The sequence below is a fragment of the Paucisalibacillus algeriensis genome, assembly GCF_000577245.1.
GTDB lineage: Bacteria > Bacillota > Bacilli > Bacillales > Amphibacillaceae > Ornithinibacillus.
Genome location: NZ_CBYO010000011.1, coordinates 230,506 through 249,150 on the forward strand (window position 1 = coordinate 230,506; position 18,645 = coordinate 249,150).

Annotated in this window: 14 protein-coding genes; all 14 read right to left on the reverse strand. The window is 35.9% G+C overall.

Features of this window, described 5'->3' with window-relative positions; all coding sequences use genetic code 11:
* Positions 1 to 236 precede the first annotated feature (236 nt).
* Positions 237 to 1,373, reverse strand: a complete 1,137-nt coding sequence (ftsZ, locus tag TY11_RS08405) for a cell division protein FtsZ (RefSeq protein WP_042144992.1) — start codon at positions 1,371 to 1,373, stop codon at positions 237 to 239.
* Between the two features lie 66 nt (positions 1,374 to 1,439).
* Positions 1,440 to 2,723, reverse strand: a complete 1,284-nt coding sequence (gene ftsA, locus TY11_RS08410; RefSeq protein ID WP_042144994.1) for a cell division protein FtsA — start codon at positions 2,721 to 2,723, stop codon at positions 1,440 to 1,442.
* Positions 2,724 to 2,947: 224 nt separating this feature from the next.
* Positions 2,948 to 3,739 (reverse strand): cell division protein FtsQ/DivIB, encoded by a 792-nt coding sequence (locus TY11_RS08415; RefSeq protein WP_042144996.1) that lies wholly within the window; start codon positions 3,737 to 3,739, stop codon positions 2,948 to 2,950.
* Between the two features lie 249 nt (positions 3,740 to 3,988).
* On the reverse strand, positions 3,989 to 5,101 hold the full coding sequence (gene spoVE, locus TY11_RS08420; protein WP_197025072.1) for a stage V sporulation protein E: 1,113 nt from the start codon (positions 5,099 to 5,101) through the stop codon (positions 3,989 to 3,991).
* Between the two features lie 82 nt (positions 5,102 to 5,183).
* Positions 5,184 to 6,533: a UDP-N-acetylmuramoyl-L-alanine--D-glutamate ligase gene (gene murD / locus TY11_RS08425; RefSeq protein WP_042144998.1), complete on the reverse strand. Its 1,350-nt coding sequence runs from the start codon at positions 6,531 to 6,533 to the stop codon at positions 5,184 to 5,186.
* On the reverse strand, positions 6,530 to 7,516 hold the full coding sequence (mraY, locus tag TY11_RS08430) for a phospho-N-acetylmuramoyl-pentapeptide-transferase (RefSeq protein WP_042145000.1): 987 nt from the start codon (positions 7,514 to 7,516) through the stop codon (positions 6,530 to 6,532). The genes murD and mraY overlap by 4 nt, the downstream gene beginning before the upstream one ends.
* A gap of 55 nt (positions 7,517 to 7,571) precedes the next feature.
* On the reverse strand, positions 7,572 to 8,930 hold the full coding sequence (locus tag TY11_RS08435; RefSeq protein ID WP_042145002.1) for a UDP-N-acetylmuramoyl-tripeptide--D-alanyl-D-alanine ligase: 1,359 nt from the start codon (positions 8,928 to 8,930) through the stop codon (positions 7,572 to 7,574).
* 2 nt (positions 8,931 to 8,932) lie between these two features.
* On the reverse strand, positions 8,933 to 10,408 hold the full coding sequence (locus tag TY11_RS08440) for a UDP-N-acetylmuramoyl-L-alanyl-D-glutamate--2,6-diaminopimelate ligase (protein ID WP_042145004.1): 1,476 nt from the start codon (positions 10,406 to 10,408) through the stop codon (positions 8,933 to 8,935).
* Positions 10,409 to 10,638: 230 nt separating this feature from the next.
* A complete protein-coding gene (locus TY11_RS08445; protein ID WP_042145006.1) occupies positions 10,639 to 12,591 on the reverse strand; it encodes a stage V sporulation protein D in 1,953 nt (650 codons plus the stop codon).
* Positions 12,592 to 12,694: 103 nt separating this feature from the next.
* On the reverse strand, positions 12,695 to 14,950 hold the full coding sequence (locus TY11_RS08450) for a penicillin-binding protein (protein WP_042145008.1): 2,256 nt from the start codon (positions 14,948 to 14,950) through the stop codon (positions 12,695 to 12,697).
* 15 nt (positions 14,951 to 14,965) lie between these two features.
* The gene (gene ftsL / locus TY11_RS08455) at positions 14,966 to 15,334 is read right to left on the reverse strand and encodes a cell division protein FtsL (protein WP_042145010.1); all 369 of its coding nucleotides are present in this window, start codon (positions 15,332 to 15,334) and stop codon (positions 14,966 to 14,968) included.
* Positions 15,334 to 16,311, reverse strand: a complete 978-nt coding sequence (gene rsmH, locus TY11_RS08460) for a 16S rRNA (cytosine(1402)-N(4))-methyltransferase RsmH (protein WP_042145012.1) — start codon at positions 16,309 to 16,311, stop codon at positions 15,334 to 15,336. The genes ftsL and rsmH overlap by 1 nt, the downstream gene beginning before the upstream one ends.
* Before the next feature lie 28 nt (positions 16,312 to 16,339).
* Positions 16,340 to 16,771 (reverse strand): division/cell wall cluster transcriptional repressor MraZ, encoded by a 432-nt coding sequence (gene mraZ / locus TY11_RS08465; RefSeq protein ID WP_042145015.1) that lies wholly within the window; start codon positions 16,769 to 16,771, stop codon positions 16,340 to 16,342.
* Positions 16,772 to 17,001: 230 nt separating this feature from the next.
* Positions 17,002 to 18,615, reverse strand: a complete 1,614-nt coding sequence (gene bshC / locus TY11_RS08470; protein WP_042145019.1) for a bacillithiol biosynthesis cysteine-adding enzyme BshC — start codon at positions 18,613 to 18,615, stop codon at positions 17,002 to 17,004.
* Between the last annotated feature and the right edge of the window lie 30 nt (positions 18,616 to 18,645).

Consider the following 18,645-nt stretch of genomic DNA (forward strand, 5'->3'; position numbering starts at 1 on the left):
ATCTACTGAAATTAGAAGTATAAAGAGAAGTATAAACTAGTTATGAAGCGAAGTCTGTCAGTTCTTGTATGCAAATTAATGCTAATTTCAACTAGTTATGTCGAGGGAGTTTAAGATGAATTTGGTATATAAACTGCCATCGTAAGTAGAATAGAGAAAAAATAAGAGATTCGATATAATACTACAAAAAGAAAAAACGTATGGCTATAATTAGCCATACGTTCCTTATGTGAAAATTATCTATTTCTATTTCGGTTACGTAAGAATGTTGGGATATCCAAAATATCTTCTTCTTGACGTGGACGAGCTTGTTGTTGGATTTGTTCTTTCACGTGAACATTATCATCATTAGCTCTCGCTGCAGCAGTTTGGTTTTGATTTACCGTAGGACGTTGTCTAACTGGTTGCTCAGGTTTTTTATTTTCGTCAAAACCAGTAGCGATAACAGTAACGATAATTTCATCTTTCAAATCTTCATTGATAACAGATCCAAAGATCACGTTAACCTCTTCATCGGCAGCATTGGTTACAAGGTCCGCTGCTTCTTGAACTTCATAAAGACTTAAGTTCGTACCACCAGTAATATTCATAAGAATACCATGAGCACCATCAATTGAAGTCTCTAATAAAGGAGAAGAAATAGCTTTTTTAGCAGCTTCTGTTGCACGATTTTCACCAGTTGCAATACCAATCCCCATTAATGCAGACCCTTTATTAAACATAATTGTCTTAACATCTGCAAAGTCAACATTAATCAATCCTGGTTTTGCAATCAAGTCTGAGATACCCTGAACCCCTTGTCGTAATACATTATCGGCTTCTCTAAATGCTTCAAGCATTGGAGTGTTTTTATCAACAATTTCAAGTAAACGATCATTAGGAATAACAATTAATGTATCCACATTACTCTTTAATGCTTCTATTCCGGCTACAGCTTGTGTGGATCTTCTTCGTCCTTCAAATGAAAACGGACGTGTTACAACACCAACTGTTAGTGCCCCCAAGTCCTTTGCAACTTGAGCAATCACTGGAGCAGCACCAGTTCCAGTTCCTCCACCCATGCCAGCCGTAACAAATACCATATCAGCACCTTGAAGAATTTCTTCAAGTTGTTCTCTACTCTCTTCAGCAGCCTTTTTTCCTACCTCAGGATTAGCACCTGCACCAAGGCCTCTTGTTAGTTTTCCACCAATTTGTAGCTTAGTTTCTGCTTTTGATAAATTTAAAGCTTGGGCATCTGTATTGGCAGCGATAAATTCTACACCTTCAACTCCATGGTCAATCATCCGGTTAACAGCGTTATTTCCGCCACCACCAACACCAATAACCTTAATCGTAGCTAATTGGTCAATACTAGTATCAAACTCTAACATTTTTCGTTCCTCCTAATATGCAAATTACAAGATTTCTAGAAGCTAATTTTAATGTGGGAACGCTTATTAATCGAAGAAATACTTAAACAAATTAGCAATTCCAGACTCTTTTTTATCTTTTTCATTTTCAGTAGTTGATTTTGTCGGTTGTTTCTTCATTCTTTTTGGTTTCGGTTCTTCTACTTGGGCAGTTATGGCTGGGAATAATTCTTTTCCTTGTATTTTTGCATTATGATATGCAAATTGTAGGATTCCAACACTTGCAGTGAATTGTGACTCACGTACCCCGATGTAATCTGGTATTGCAATGCGAACATTTGCTTGAAATACATCTCCAGCAAGTTCAAGTGCTCCAGGCATTTTCATGGTACCACCTGTAAGTACATAACCACCTGGAAGTCCATGATATCCCATTCTACGGATTTCTCTTTCAACATACGCGTAAATCTCTTCTAATCTTGCTTCAATCATATCAGCAACCTGAAGTTGGTTGAAAGTTTGTTTTGCATTACTACCAATGATTGTTGCTTCAAATACTTCATCTTCTTGAGCATCATCGTAGAAAGCATGGCCATGATTTACTTTAATGTCCTCTGCTTCTTCTGTTGAAGTGCGTAAACCAATCGATAAGTCTTTCGTGATATTGTCTCCTCCAAGTGGTACAACACTGGTTGATACCATATGGTCATTCTCAAAGATTGAGACTGTCGTACAGCCCCCACCAACATCGATTAATGCTACTCCTAAATTCTTCTCATCTTTAGAAAGTGCAACGGTACCTGCTGATAGTGGCTGTAAACAAATATCGGACACTTTCAAATTAGCACGTTCTACACATTTTAAGATGTTATGTAAGACTGTTTTGGAACAAGTAATAATTGTTCCTTCCATTTCTAAACGAACACCAATCATTCCTCTTGGATCAGTAATTTCATCGAGTCCATCTACTATAAATTGTTTTGGGATGACATCTATAATTTCTCTCTCCGGTGGAATGGAGATAACCTGTGCCCCATCAATTACTCGCTTCACATCTTCATTTGTAATTTCTCGGTTTTCACTTTGAACAGCTACTACTCCATGACAAGGTTGAAGTTGAATATGATTTCCACTGATGCCCACTACAACACTATCAATCTGCATTCCTACCATGCGTTCTGCTTGTTCAACTGCATTACGAATTGAATGTACCGTTTGGTCAATATCAACGATAGCACCTTTTTTCATGCCATTTGATTTTGCTGTACCAACACCAATAATGTTTAATGAGTCATTTAACACTTCACCAATAATAACTTTAATTTTTGTCGTACCTATATCAAGACTGACAAGTATGTCATTGTTGTTCAACAAAGGCACCTCCTAATTCAGAAACATCAAAAAACAAAAATATATTTCTCAATGCGATGATTAATTTTATGGTCCATTAATAACTATACTATAATCTCTTATTTTAAAGGATTTTCTCCAAAAAAGAAATATATAATAGTCATTTATCTATAAAAACTAGACATATTTTAATAGATTTTATCCTTTTACTAGATTATTCTTCCTAAATGAATATATTTTGTCCGTTATTCTTCATTATCATTGGTAATTATTTCTTCTTCCGTAATTTCCTGATTATACGGCTCAAAATAAGCTCCCACTCCAATATGGATAATACCTTCAGCATTGGGATCAAGCTGCGCCGCAATTGATGGATAAACTTTCATCTTTTCTGAAAAGTCTCGTATGGACGATTCTACCATAAACCCATCACTCATAAATAACGTAATTTCTTTACTGTTCAAGTCTGCCTGTGACCAGTGTATTTCTGAAATGATATTAAAAATGTTTGTTGGTAGCTTGCTCAATTCCTCAGACATCTCGATTAGAATTTTCTTATCCGTAAAATTTACTAGTAACGGTGCATCCCCTGTTAGTCGATCATTTTTACTTTCCGAGAGCACCTCTCCATTCCCTAAGATCGGATAATAGTCATCTTCCTTTTTGATATACCCAATTCTCTCATGTTCTATCAATTGAATTTCTACTGTCCATGGAAGCCGCGTTTCAACAGTAACTTTATCAACTATTGGATTCTTTTCCAGAGTATTCATGATTTCCTCTTTTTGTATTGTCCAAATGTTGGTATCATTGTTTATACCACTTTGTTCAATAACCTTTTCCTCTGGATAGAGGGAATTGCCAGTAACAACAATAGTTTTAACATTGCTAAGTGGCGATTGAAGATAGACAATGATAGATAATAAGAAGAAAAAAATAGATAAGTAAAATACAAGGCGTCTATTAGCCTTTTTTTTACGGGCTTGCTTCAACTTGGGAATACGGTCCTCTATTGAAACAATTTTCTCTTTGGTCATTTCTATTCTTTCCTTTTTTAAAAATTAACACATTAAAACGGCATACCAGATGCCGTTTAGACTGAGTTATTTAAATTATAACACAACATTCACAAAAACATATAGTAGACATATAGATAGTTTCACAACAAAATTTTACCAATTCTTGTACGCAGTGTCTTTATTACTAACTGCCCTCTAATACTTCCGCTATACAAAGAGTAGCGTTTATTTATATAACATTCATATGAAATAATAATAACCATCAAATTAAAGTCTAGCATTTCTACTAATATTCAGTAGGATTCCTACAGAGCACAATGTCAAGGTTAAGGAAGAACCACCATAACTTAGGAACGGTAGTGTTATACCAGTAACGGGAATTAATCCTATTACCACACTAATATTAATCATAACTTGTACTGTTAACATCGAAACGATCCCTAGTGCAAGAAATCTTCCAAATGAATCTGGTGCCTCTAACGCAACTCGTATACCCCGCCAAAACAATAAAATAAATAATAGTAGTAATAGTGTACCTCCAATAAAACCTAGCTCTTCTCCAAGTATTGCGAAAATAAAATCGGTTTGAGGTTCTGGAAGGTAAAAATACTTCTGCAAACTATTCCCTAATCCTACACCCATTAATCCACCCGGTCCAATGGCATACAAGGATTGAATAATTTGAAAACCATCTCCCAATGGATCTTCCCAAGGGTTAAGAAAGGCGGTTATTCTACTTATACGGTATGGAGCGGAAATGATGAGTAAAGCAAAACCAACTAATCCTAACAAGGCTAATCCAATAAAATGTGAGATTCTTGCTCCAGAGACAAATATCATAATCATACAAGTTAAGATTAATACCATACCAGTCCCAAGATCTGGCTGTAACATGATTAGCCCAAATGCTGTAAATACTAAAAGTAAAGCTGGAAAAAATCCTTTTCTAAAAGAGGTTATATATTTCTGGTTTGCTGATAAAAAAACAGCCAAAAATATGATTAGACCTAGCTTCATAAATTCAGAGGGCTGTATACTAAATGCCCCAATCCCGATCCAGCTTTGGGCTCCACCTCTGGTTAATCCAACCCCTGGAATTAATACGATTAGAAGGAGTCCAAAACAAACAAGTAAAATGGCCTTTGCATATTTCGCCCAATTACTATATGGAATATACATAAAGAAAAACATTCCCGCTACACCAACACCAGCAAATAACAATTGTCTTTTAACAAAATAAAGTGAATCTGCATACTTATACTCCGCCCAAATATATGAAGAGCTATATACCATCACCATTCCAATAAGTAGTAATAACAATATAACAGTTAGTAATATATAGTCTGGCTTGTCCTTTATGGAAATCTCTCTATTAAACAAAAAAACACCCCTCGCAACATTTGTTGATCTAGGGGCATTTAATATCTATAACGTTTATGGACAATTATTTTAATACAAGCCCCTACTCTATTGTATGCACGGCTTGTATAAACATGTCTCCTCTTTCTTCAAAAGTCTTGTATTGGTCCCAACTTGCACAAGCTGGCGATAATAGTATAACATCATCTGGTTCTGACATTGCATATGCTTTGAGAGCAGCATCTTCTACATTTTCGGCATAAGTAATTGTACTTACCCCTGCTTTTTCAGCGGTATTCTTTAACTTATCAGCCGTCTCACCAAAAACAACGATTCCTTTTACATTTTTAAAATATGGGATTAGATCATCGAATCCATTACCGCGGTCTAAGCCACCTGCGAGCAGTATTGTTGATTGGTTAAAGGATGCTAATGCTTTTTGAGTTGCTAGTATGTTAGTAGCTTTCGAGTCATTGTAGATTAGTCGTCCATTTTTATTAGCAACGAATTGCAAACGATGTGTGACACCACTAAATGTTTTCAGGACTTTATTTATCCCTTCATTCGTCGCACCGCTAATTTTGGCAGCACATACTGCTGCTAGAATATTTTCTAGGTTATGAATGCCAACTAAAACAATATCTTTTAAAGCAATAATTCTTTCCTCTTTAAAATACAAGTTCTCATGATCAATCCAAGCACCATTTTCTTGCTTAATAGAAACTGAAAAAGGTACTTTAATTGACTTAGCACTTCTAGAAGCTTCCAAAACATTTGGTTCATCTGCATTAAAAATTAAATAATCATCTTCCAATTGATTGAGAAAGATATTAGACTTTGCAAGTTTGTAGTTCTCTAATGTCTTATGATAATCCAAATGAGCCTCGAAAATATTTAACAGAACAGCTATGTTCGGTCTAAATGTCTTTATTCCCATTAACTGAAAAGATGAAAGTTCTAGTACTAATCTATCATCATGACTTAAATTTCTTGCAATTTCTGTTGCAACAATTCCAATATTTCCAGCTAGTTTAACAGGAGTCTTACTTGCAGCAAGCATCTCATATATAAGCATGGTTGTTGTTGTCTTACCATTGGATCCGGTAATGCCTATAATCATGCCCTCTGCCAACTGACCAGCAAGCTCAACTTCGGTAATAATTGGAATATCTAGGTTAACTGCTTCCTTTAAGATCACATTGTCATAAGGTATTCCAGGGTTTTTCACGATCAAGTCAATATCATCTAATACATTTAATGGATGTGAGCCAACAACCACCTCTGCTCCCAATGAACGTAAATCCTTAACCACATCATCCTCATCAGTTGCTCTTAAATCATTTACTCTTACATGAATACCACTTTCAAGCAGAACCTGTGTTGCAGCTGTTCCACTTTTTGCAAGTCCTAGTACAAGAACATGTGAATAAGGAAAATCAACTAATTTATTCAACGTAACCACACCTCGATGTAAATACCAAGAGCAGCAAAAACAAGTCCTATCAACCAAAATGTAGTAACAACTCGCCATTCTGACCATCCGACTAATTCATAGTGATGGTGTAATGGACTCATTTTAAAGACCCTTTTCCCGGTAGTTTTAAATGATATAACTTGAATGATTACAGATAAAGTTTCCATTACGAAAACCCCACCGATAATGACTAACAAAATTTCCATTTTTGTCAAAATGGCAACAGCAGCAACAGCACCTCCAAGTGCTAGTGAACCGGTGTCCCCCATAAATACTTTCGCCGGATGTGCATTAAATACTAAAAATCCTAGAAGTGCACCAACAACAGCTAATGAGAATATGGCAACCTCAACTTGTGGCTCACCATACCATGCTAAAATCCCAAACGCACCAAATGCAATTGCTGCAGTACCAGCTAATAGTCCATCAAGACCGTCTGTTAAGTTTACACCGTTGGAGGCTCCAACAAGCATAAAGACAATAAGAAATGCATACCCAAAACCAAGGTCCCATTGAATATCTGTACCTGGTATTTGAATATATGTTGGGAATCCCTGATTCTTTAATATAATATAAAAAATAATAGCAATAATAATTTGTCCAAGCATTTTTTGCTTAGATGTTAATCCTAAGTTTCTTTTTAGAACTACCTTTATGAAGTCATCTAAAAATCCTAGTAATGCATAACCTAAAAGGACAAACAATAATAACCCTATTTTGTAACCAATTTCACCATTACCATATTTACTAACCATAATAAGAGATGTGATAACAATACTTATGACAATCATGAGTCCCCCCATCGTAGGAGTACCCTTTTTCTTCATGTGAGACTTTGGTCCTTCTTCCCGAATACTTTGTCCAAACTTTAAACGTCTTAAAAATGGAATTAAAATTGGGGACAAAAGGACGGTAATGAGAAATGCTATAGCAATTGTTATAATTAGACCTAAAATACTCATAAAATTTTTCCTCCTTCAAGTGCCAACCGTCCAACCCATTTATCTCTAACTTTTGTTATTTTAGTTCCTCAATAATTGATTCGAGTTTCATTCCTCTTGATGCTTTAAATAATATTAATGTATCTCTACTCAAATATTGTTGTAATTCAGGAAGTACATCTTCTTTTACATGAAAGTGTTTTACCTTCATATTGGGAAATTTTTTTTGTACTACCTCACTTATCACGCAAGAATCCTCACCAATAGTGAAAAGACAAGTGATGGAATCATTAACAACTTCTGCAACTGTTTCATGTAAGGTTTTAGATTGTTCCCCTAACTCATAAACATCTCCTAGAACAACTACCTTGTCTTTGAATCCTCCCATTTGCTGAACAACATCAATTGCCGCCATCATGGAGGTAGGCGAGGCATTATAAGCATCATTAATGATGGAAACTTCATTCACCCCACTTAATAATTCAAATCTCATACCTGTCAGTGATAATGTTTGCAGTGCATCCTGAATTTTTTTAGTGTTAATTCCCAATAACTTACCTAAAACTACACCATAGGAAGCATTTTTTACATTATGTGAACCTAAAAGGGAAACTGTGTAATCATTTCCATCAGATCCTTTAAAAGATGTATCATTTCGTTTTAACTCAATATCAGATGCAATAAAGTCATTATTGGTTCCAAACCCTACTTTAATTACATTGTTTTGAGCATGGACATGAGAAAGTAATTCTTCATCACCATCAATAATAAGTTTACCGTTTTTATTCAGACCGCTAAGTATTTCCAATTTCGCTTTCGCAATTCCCTCACGAGAACCTAAATATTCAATATGTGACTCTCCAATATTTGTAATGACTCCATAATCCGGCTTAGCAATATTTGATAATAACTCAATTTCTCCGAAACTACTCATTCCCATTTCCAAAACAAGTACTTCTGTATCTCTGCTCATGGAGAGTATAGTAAATGGGAGGCCGTATTCATTATTGAAATTTCCATCGGTAAAATGGGTTTCATACTTTTCTTTTACTATTGAAGCTACAATATCCTTTGTCGTTGTTTTACCATTTGATCCTGTAACACCAATGACAATTGGATTTATTTCATCACGATAAGTACTTGCCAAATGCTGCAATGCTTTCGTTGTATCGTCTACAAGAAAAACAATTAAATCATCTGGTAAGCCATTAGGTAAAGCCTTATTTTTATCCCATAGAGTCGCAATTGCTCCATTTTCATAAGCTTGCTTTATAAACTCATGACCATCTAATGATTCCCCAACTATTGGAATAAATAAGGAGTCCTCTGATTTTATCCGACTATCGGTAAAAAATCTATAAATTTTTTTATCATCATCAGATTTTCCACGGACATCAGGAAAAACTGTTCTTAACCAATTGACCGTAAATAACATATTTATTTCTCCTTCATTAACAATGCTTCTTTAGCCACCTCGCGGTCATCAAAATGATGCTTGACATGGCCAATTTGTTGGTAGGTTTCATGTCCCTTGCCTGCAATTAAAATAATATCCTGATCTGTTGCTTGGTTGATTGCTTGGTAAATTGCTTTTCGACGGTCAGGAATAACCTGGTATTTACCTCCTGAATTGTTTAACCCACTAATCATATCGTTTATAATAACATCAGGATTTTCAGTGCGAGGATTGTCAGAAGTAAATATTGCCTCATCTGCATATTTTAACGCAATTTTAGCCATTAATGGCCTCTTGGTTCTATCCCGATCACCACCACAGCCGACAACTACATACACTTTTTGTTGTGCAAACTCACGGATAGTGGTTAATACATTTTCTAATGAATCTGGTGTGTGTGCATAATCAACAATTACCGAAAACGATTGTTCATGTGTTACAAGCTCAAAACGACCCGTTACACCCTGTATGGTCTCAAGTGCCTTTTTCACAACAGAAAGCGGAACCTCATTTACTAGTGCAGCAGCACTTGCAGCTAACATGTTGGACACATTGAACTTCCCAATTAATTGACTATTGATTTCAGTATTTCCATTTGGCGTACATAATAAAAATCTAGTTCCAGTGGGTGTCAATGAAATGGATTTTGCCATAATCATGGACTCATTTTCAATCCCATATGTAATAACCTTTTGAGCCGTAGAACGTATTAATTTGTGACATGCTGAGTCATCATGATTTATAACTGCGAATTTCCTATTATTCGAATAGTATCCGCTTCCTAATTGTGCAAACAAAAGGCTTTTAGCTCGTAGATAGTCATCCATTGAATCATGGTAATCTAAGTGATCTTGGGTGAGATTTGTAAAAATGGCAGTATTATAATCACAACCATAAACTCTCCCTTGATCAAGAGCATGAGAAGATACTTCCATAATGACTTGTTCTACCCCATTGTCAATCATTTTTCTTATCGTGTTTTGTAAAAACAATGCATCAGGAGTTGTGTTATCCACTGGGAAAATATCTTCACCAATTTTCATTTGAATGGTCCCAATAACACCCGTCTTTTTCCCGTAGTACTTGAATATTTGCTCCAATAGATATGTTACAGTTGTTTTCCCATTCGTTCCTGTTACACCTATTAAAGGCACTTGATTGGTCGGATATTGATAAAACTTTGCCGCAGCCATCGCTAAAAATCGGACTGTATCAGGGACAATAACAACTGGAACATTGGCTTGAATATCCCTTTCAGCCACAATTACAATTGCTCCGTTTTTTACGGCCTCATCGACATAATCATGACCATCTACTGTAAAACCACTAATACAAACAAATAAATCTCCCTTATTAATCTCTCTAGAATCCATTTTTAGATTATTAATTTCTATGTCGTATAGTGCTGAGAACTGTTGAGCGAATGGATGAAAAGAAAGAATTTCCTTTAATCGCATAAAGACATCTTCCTTTCTCCAACATAATATTCTCTTTCGTGGATATTTTTAAGAGGGTAGACTACCCTTTAAAAATTTATCACATCCAATTTATTATACCAGAATAATGGTGTATTCTGAATGATTTTTTACATCTCTTTTATAGGTAAGGGGAAACAGATGAAGACTTTTCTTATCTTATGTCTTCATCTGCACAACCAAAAAACTGTTCCCTGCACCATGTTCTATTGTTATTCACTATCTTTTTCTTTTACTTTCTTTTCTTCCGATAAATATATCCTTATTTTTGAACCAGGTTCTACCTTCGTTCCAGCTACAGGGTCTTGGTCAATGATGATGTCTCCAGAACCACTTACCTCCACAGACAAGTCAGACATCATTTGAACTAATTGTTTTTTATCTAATCCGATTAAATTTGGAACCTCGACTTTTGGTTGCTCTGGCCATAAGTATTCCTTTTCTAAACCATCCGAACGTGGTTCAACCCCCATAAGTGGAAGACTTTCTTTAATAATTGCACCCACAATAGGTGCTGCTACCGTACCACCAAATTGGCGAACTCCTTTTGGATTATCAACTGCAACATATACTACAATTTCTGGATCATCAGCTGGAGCAAAACCTATAAAAGATACAATATGGTTATTTTCTAAATAGCCCCCATTTGGTCCAACCTTTTGCGCAGTACCCGTCTTACCTCCTACTCGATAACCGTCTACATAAGCTGGTCTACCTGTACCCTTTGCTACAACACTTTCTAATGATTTTCGGATTTCCTCAGAGGTTTCCTCAGAGATAACTCTATTTTTAAGCTTAGGTTCTTTGGAAGATACGATTTCATCTGTACGAGGATCTACCCATTGTTTTGCAATAAATGGTTCGTAAAGATAGCCTCCATTAATCGCCGCAGAAACAGCCATCACCTGCTGTATAGGTGTTACGGAAACCCCTTGACCAAATGCAGTTGTTGCCAGTTCAACAGGTCCAACATTCTCTGGTTTAAATAATATTCCTGACCCTTCACCTTGTAAATCAATACCTGTTTCCTGACCAAATCCAAATTCCTTAATATAGCTAAACAACTTTTCTTTTCCAAGTTCCTCGCCCAAGTGAACAAATCCAGGGTTACAAGAGTTTTGGACAACTTCTAAAAAGGTTTGTTCCCCGTGTCCTCCCGGCTTCCAACATCGTAGTTTAGCACCTCCAACTTCTATAAAGCCAGGGTCATGAAAATGGTCCTCATGAAGATCTACTGCTTTTTCCTCTAACGCAGCAGCAAGTGTAATGATTTTAAACGTTGAGCCAGGTTCATACGTACTCCATATTGGTAGGTTACGACTATAAATCGTAGGGTCAACTTCCTGGTAATTCTCCGGATGGAAATTTGGTCTTGTAGTCATCCCCAAAATTCCACCAGTATCAGGGTCAACTGCAATAGCTAAAGCACCATCAGGATTATACTTGGCTACGGCCAAATCTAATTCACGTTCCATAATGGTGTTAATGCGCGAATCAATAGTTGTCACTAAATCATAGCCATCTTTTGGAGGTGAATAGACATCAGCAAGTTGATTAAGTCGTTTTCCTTTTGCATCTGAATAAAAGGATAGACTTCCCTTTTCACCGTTTAACAATTCATCGTAATAGAGTTCTAATCCCATAAGTCCTTGATTATCAATCCCAGCAAAACCTAGTACGTGTGATAAATCATCTCCAAATGGATAATGTCTTATCGAATCCTTGGCTAAATAGACTCCTTCTATGTTTAGGGTTCTAATAGCACTTACCTGTTCTTCGGATAATTTTCTTCCTTCAGGGTTAATATTTTCAGACATAGATGACTTTGTTACATGTTCTAATGCTTTTTCAACAGGCATGTCCAATATTTCAGCAAGTTTTTTTGCTGTATCTTCAGGATCTTTAATCTGCCTTGGGACCAGCACAATAGAAGGGGCAGTTACGTTTTCAGCCATTATCTTTCCATTGACATCTAATATATGCCCTCGTTCTGGTTGGAATTCAATATTTCTACTCCACAACTTGTCCGCTTTTTCCACCAATTGGTCACCTAGAACAAATTGTACATATCCCAGGCGAAGATCGATAATACCAAAAACAATTATGCCAATAAGAAAAACAGCGACTAATCGTTTTCTAACTGTTACAGTTGATACACGTTTCATGATCCATCTCCTTCACATAGGTAGGCTTGTATCAACTATATGTAATTAAAAAATGATTAGAACACTGTTTTTCATCTATTTACCGTATATATTGTTAAAAATTCTATTCAAAAACATCGGCAGATTCTTCTTCGGATGATTCTTCTTCATCCAAACTTTCTTCCGTTGCTTTTAATTTTTGTAGCTCCTTCGGTGTTCTTAATTCGACACCAAGGTAAGCCCCTTTGCTTATCGTTTGACCTTCCTCAATACTTTGCGTAACAACATAGCCATTACCGATAATTTCTAAATCGAGTGAAAGCATTTCACCTAACTTTAATATATCTCTATGTGACCACCCAATAATGTTTGGCATTGTAGGACTATCTGTTAATATGATTACCTTTTCATTGGGTAATATTTTGGTACCTTTCTCTGCACTCAGCTGGACAACTTTAGTACCATTACCAACAACACTAAAGTCTACACCAGACGCACTCAATGAATCCGTTAAAGAACTTACAGATTCTCCCACTATGTTAGGAATCTCGTAAACACTAACTTCATTAGATTCACCCTTATCTGGATCGATACTCAGATAATGTAATGCGTTTTCCATGACATTGTTGAAGATAAAAGAAACTGGAGCAGAACCTGGCTCAATTCCCGTTTCGAATACTAAGGTAGGCTGTTTTACTGAAACATACATCATCAATTCTGGATCATCAGCAGGTGCCATACCTAAGAACGAAAACACATAATTTTCTCGACCTTCTAAATATCCACCATTAGGATCTGGAATCTGGGCAGTTCCGGTCTTACCTCCAACCGAATAGTCGTCTAGGTTAAACCGACTACCAACTGCATGTTCCGATTGCACAGCAGAAACTAGTAACTTTCTCACATGTTCTGCCGTTTCTTTAGAAATAGGTTCACCCACTACTTCTGGTTCATGATTTTCTATAATACTATCAGTATCTGGATCTACAATTCTATCAATGATATATGGTTTGAGCATTTTCCCATCATTTGCAATTGCTGTAGCAGCCTTCATGAGCTGTATTGGTGTGGCTGTACTTCCTTGTCCAAAGGATGTAGTTATCTTCTCTAGTGGCCAGTTATAAAGAATTTGACCTTGAACTTCTCCAGGTAAATCAATTCCACTTGGCTCATCAAAATCAAATTCTTTCATGTACTCAAGAAAAGTATCTGGACCCATTTTCTCCCAAACTAGTTTAGCGGCAGCAACGTTTGAAGACCTAGCAAACCCCTCATCATAAGAGATAGTTCCCCAACCTTTTCTATTAAAGTCATGAATCGGGCTAATACGATCACTAATTTGGTACTTGCCTGACATATAGCCTTCATCACCTTTATAGACATTTGACTCGATAGCGGCTGCCCATGTAAACATCTTTACGGTAGATCCGGGCTCAAAAGGAGTTGAAATAGCATCATTATACCAGTTTTTAACATTTGCAGGATTATTCGGATTGTAGCTTGGTCGATTACTCATCGCTACAATTTCACCTGTTTTAGGATTCATCACTATAGCTGTCATTCGCTCAGGTTTATATTTTTCATCGACCTGAGACATAACATCTTCTACTAGTGTTTGAATCTTCTGATCTATGGTTAAATATACGTCATCCCCATTATCTGGCAACTGGATTACTTCATTCGGATCTAAAAGCTTTTTATTATAAATATCTCGTTGATATGAAATATACCCATCTATACCTTTTAAGAGATCATTCATTTCCCGTTCAATACCTGTTACCCCTACAATTTCCTTACTAGTAACATCTTCTGTCTCTTCTTCCGTTTCACGAGCAAACCCGATAATATGGGAAGCGAACAAACCATTCGGATAGTAGCGAATATTTTCTTGAACAAATCGGATTCCAGGTAGTTTTAATGCTTGAATGTCATCCTTAGTTTGGAGCGAAATTTCCTTACCAATTGCCCCAAACTCTACTTGTGATTTACCATTTTCGATTCCATATTTCAATCGTTCAAGAATATACTCTTTTTCTGTATTTAATAATGGAGCCAATTTTCCCGCTGTTTCCACAGGATCAACGACATGTTGTTTCTCCTCCAAGTTTTCAGAGAATTTCTCATCAACAATAGCATACATACGAAAAGTCGGCATGTCGTAGGCTAACGTCATGCCATTTTTGTCGTAGATTTTCCCACGTTCTGAATCTAGTGTATAAGAAGTTGTCCGTACTTTCGTTGCCCATTCATCTAATGAAACTCCTTCAACTACTCCAGATGCTTGAATATATAAAAAACGTCCTGCAACAAGTAAAAATGCCATGATGAAGATAACCATTAAAACTCCAGCCATGGCATGTGTAGTCTTATTCTTTTTCATCCCTAATCACCCGCATTATTGATTAAAAGCATTGGCTTGTTTAACTTCTGCAGCCTGAATAGTAAAACCATTTTCCCTTGCGATTTGTGTAATTCTTTCTGGTCTACTTAAATCTTTAATTTCAAATACTAATCCTTCGTTAACAACCTGTTGATCTGTAATTGAATTCTGGATTGTTTGAATTTCTCGATTTAATGAATCGGTAGAGGAGGAATAGGAAACCATAAAGCCTCCTGCAATCAAAAGAAAAACCGCAACAAAAGAATAAAGCATTTTTTCTCCCTTTGTTATCCAGCTTTTTTTACGTACTATGACTTTTTTATCAACTTGTGGTTGATATGATGTATAGGAATGTTCCCAACTTCTCGCATGATTTGCTGCCATTATTTATTCCACCCTTCCCCGTGATTAAAATCATCAGACCAGTTATTAATTTTTTCCACAATCCGAAGCTTTGCTGATCTTGACCTACGATTCTCTTCTAGTTCAAATTCGTCAGCTATAATTGGTTTACGATTAATTGCTTTAAATGGAGCCTCGTATTCTTTTGGAATTACCGGTAGATTCCTTGGTGTTTCTTTTGGTGTACTCCATTTTTTAAAGGCTTGCTTACATATCCTATCTTCTAACGAATGAAAAGTGATAACGGCAATTCTACCCTGTATTGAAACCACCCGAGCCGCCTGATGTAAAGCATTATGGAAAGCCTGCAATTCATCATTCACCGCTATACGTATTGCTTGGAAAATACGTTTGGCAGGATGACCGCCTTTCCTTCTAGCAGGAGCAGGAATGGCTTCCTTTATAATATCAACTAATTGAAAGGTCGTTTCAATTGTATTTGTTTTTCGATATTCTTCGATCTTCCTTGCAATTTGCTTAGAAAATTTCTCTTCTCCATATTTAAAAAAGATAGAAACTAGATTATTATACGACCATTTATTGACAATTTCAAAGGCAGATAATTCCTGTTCTTGATTCATTCGCATATCTAGCTTTGCATCATGTTGATAACTAAATCCTCTTTCCCCTCTATCTAGTTGAGGTGAGGATACACCAAGATCAAACAGAATACCGTCAACATGAGAAATTTGATGGTTTTGTAACTCTTCTTCTAAATACCTAAAATTACTATGAATGAAAAGAATTCGATCTTGGTATGCTTCAAGTCTTTTTTTTGCTGCAAGCAATGCGTCCATATCTTGATCAAATGCAATAAGCAGACCATCTTCATTTAGTTGTGAGGCTATCCTTTCAGAATGCCCTCCACCACCTAAAGTACAATCAACATATGTACCATTTGGCTTTATATTTAACCCTTTAATTGACTCTTCTTTTAATACTGTATAATGTTGAAACATTTTTTCACCTACTTTAGCGATTTCCAGTTTAAATATCAAAATCCATTAAATTCTCAGCAATCTCTGCGAAAGATTCTTCAGACTCATTAAAGTAGTCTTCCCAATTTTCACTAGCCCAGAATTCAATGCGATTGGATACACCTATTACCACACACTCTTTATCTAAACCCGCATAGTTGCGAAGAGGCTGTGGAATATTTATTCTTCCCTGCTTGTCCACATCGCATTCTACTGCTCCAGAGAAGAAGAATCGCGTAAAGGCTCTTGCGTCTTTTTTTGTAAGTGGGAGTTTTTTTAGCTTTTCTTCTAATATCGCCCATTCAGACATCGGATAGGCGAATAAACATTTATCTAATCCACGAGTGACAACAAAACGTTCACCAAGTTCATCACGGAACTTTGAAGGAACAATAATTCTGCCCTTAGTATCGAAGTTATGCTGGAATTCACCCATGAACATTTAGTCCGCCCCCACTTTCATACATCTATATTACCACATCCCCCCACTTTCCACCACTTATTTTTCAAAATATCTATTATATATACAAAAACAGTTAATTTGAACCAAAAAAATAACTGCCTTTCTTTGGAAAGCAGTTCGGCTAGAAGCTTGATATATCAAGCATTTCCAGCTGAATTAAACTTTCAAGAAAGACAGTTAATTACAAAGTGGGTGGAAGTGGTGGAATATTACATATATACTACAAAATGTTCCTGTTCAAATGAACAAGTGCTTGCAGATAAGTCCCTAATTAAATTTATTCCATATTCATTTAGAAATGGAATTGGATTCCAGATACGTTCTTGTAAGCCATTTGGGTAAAGTGAATTTTCAAGAGTAGTAAACTCAGTTAGTTCCTTTTGAAATCGTTCCTCCAAAGCATTAATAATTCGCTTTTCAAGAAATTCAACATCACGAATGAGAAATTCTAGGTTCTTCTCGGCAAGATCATTAATGTCGGAACGAATGTCTTTTGCAATCTCTCGTAAAGGTTCATGTACTTTTGTAATAACAGACTTTATCTCAGACACCGTTTCCTCAATTGGTGGATTAATCTTCTCTTTAAACCATACGTCTCTAATAGCCCCAACTTCACCATTTAAAGCAGACTCTATTGGTATATTATATTTTGCTAATAACTTATCCGTTTTACGATCAACTAAGGTAAAAGATAATCTTGGTACAACAGGGGGCATCTTCATATCTAAAGCATGAAAAGCTGAATTCAATACAGACCAGTAACTGATTTCACCTGGGCCACCAACAAAGGCTAAAGTTGGGAAAACTAGTTCCTGCATTAATGGACGTGTTACTACATTATTGCTTAACATATCTGGTTTGTTAATCGCTATTTCCTGTAACTCGTCTGTTGTTAAGATTACTTCATTTTGTTTTCCAATCCAATTTCCTTCAGGATTTCTACTTAATAAAATTCTCTCTTTATCTTTATGATAAAAAAGATTACCATCGTCCTTCGTAACATCCAAGGAAACAGAATACCCTTTTTCAGTTATTTCCTTAAGGGAAGTATATACACCATTACTTATATCTTCTTGTTTTTGAATCATTTCTAAGAAGTATCTACTTTCAAGTCTTCTCACAGAATCGTTTCCAGAGTCAATAAGTACAATACCCTCATCTTTAAATAACTTTAGTATTAATCGAGCAAAAAAATCAACATAAGTAGTTGATTCATTAAGACAATTTCTTACTAAATCAGTTAACTCTTTTGTATACCTCGTTTCTCTTAGCTCTTCCATTATAGTGTCTACAAAGTTTGATACATTCGTTCGATCTAATGCAATTTGAGATATAGAATGCTTTTCAAGAACTCTTTGCCCTACTTTTATTTTTTTCATTTTATGGTTACGATTAACATACACATGATTTATTTCTTCAAAATCATGGTCTTCTCCTGCAATCCAAAATACCGGAATAACTGGAACATCTAATTTTTCTTCTTGTTGCTTTGCTAATTGTATGATCGATATTACTTTATTAACTGAATATAATGGCCCTGTTAACACTCCAGCTTGTTGGCCTCCAATTACAACGACACTTTCTTCTTGTTTCAAACGCTCAATATTATGTAGTGTAGCATCCGAAGCTCCCCAATCATTATTCAATTGTGTTAGTACTTTAACAAGTTCTTGTCTTTGATAAGTACGGGTCTTTAATTCTTTCAAACGATTATCATATTCCAAGAATCCATAATCAAAATGGTTCATGATGGATAGTTTTTGGTCACGATAATCTCGGACTAATTTATTCTGGTTTTCAATCTTTATTGGTTCAATTCTCATTCATTACGTACTCCTTTAGAGGTTTTCTAT

What these genes read in the sequence shown, in the direction of transcription:
- mraZ (WP_042145015.1), bottom strand. Translation starts at nt 16,771, where the DNA reads ATGTTCATGGGTGAATTCCAGCATAACTTCGATACTAAGGGCAGAATT.
- TY11_RS08445 (WP_042145006.1), bottom strand. Translation starts at nt 12,591, where the DNA reads ATGAAACGTGTATCAACTGTAACAGTTAGAAAACGATTAGTCGCTGTT.
- TY11_RS08415 (WP_042144996.1), bottom strand. Translation starts at nt 3,739, where the DNA reads ATGACCAAAGAGAAAATTGTTTCAATAGAGGACCGTATTCCCAAGTTG.
- TY11_RS08450 (WP_042145008.1), bottom strand. Translation starts at nt 14,950, where the DNA reads ATGAAAAAGAATAAGACTACACATGCCATGGCTGGAGTTTTAATGGTT.
- ftsL (WP_042145010.1), bottom strand. Translation starts at nt 15,334, where the DNA reads ATGGCAGCAAATCATGCGAGAAGTTGGGAACATTCCTATACATCATAT.
- TY11_RS08435 (WP_042145002.1), bottom strand. Translation starts at nt 8,930, where the DNA reads ATGTTATTTACGGTCAATTGGTTAAGAACAGTTTTTCCTGATGTCCGT.
- rsmH (WP_042145012.1), bottom strand. Translation starts at nt 16,311, where the DNA reads ATGTTTCAACATTATACAGTATTAAAAGAAGAGTCAATTAAAGGGTTA.
- TY11_RS08440 (WP_042145004.1), bottom strand. Translation starts at nt 10,408, where the DNA reads ATGCGATTAAAGGAAATTCTTTCTTTTCATCCATTCGCTCAACAGTTC.
- mraY (WP_042145000.1), bottom strand. Translation starts at nt 7,516, where the DNA reads ATGAGTATTTTAGGTCTAATTATAACAATTGCTATAGCATTTCTCATT.
- bshC (WP_042145019.1), bottom strand. Translation starts at nt 18,615, where the DNA reads ATGAGAATTGAACCAATAAAGATTGAAAACCAGAATAAATTAGTCCGA.
- ftsZ (WP_042144992.1), bottom strand. Translation starts at nt 1,373, where the DNA reads ATGTTAGAGTTTGATACTAGTATTGACCAATTAGCTACGATTAAGGTT.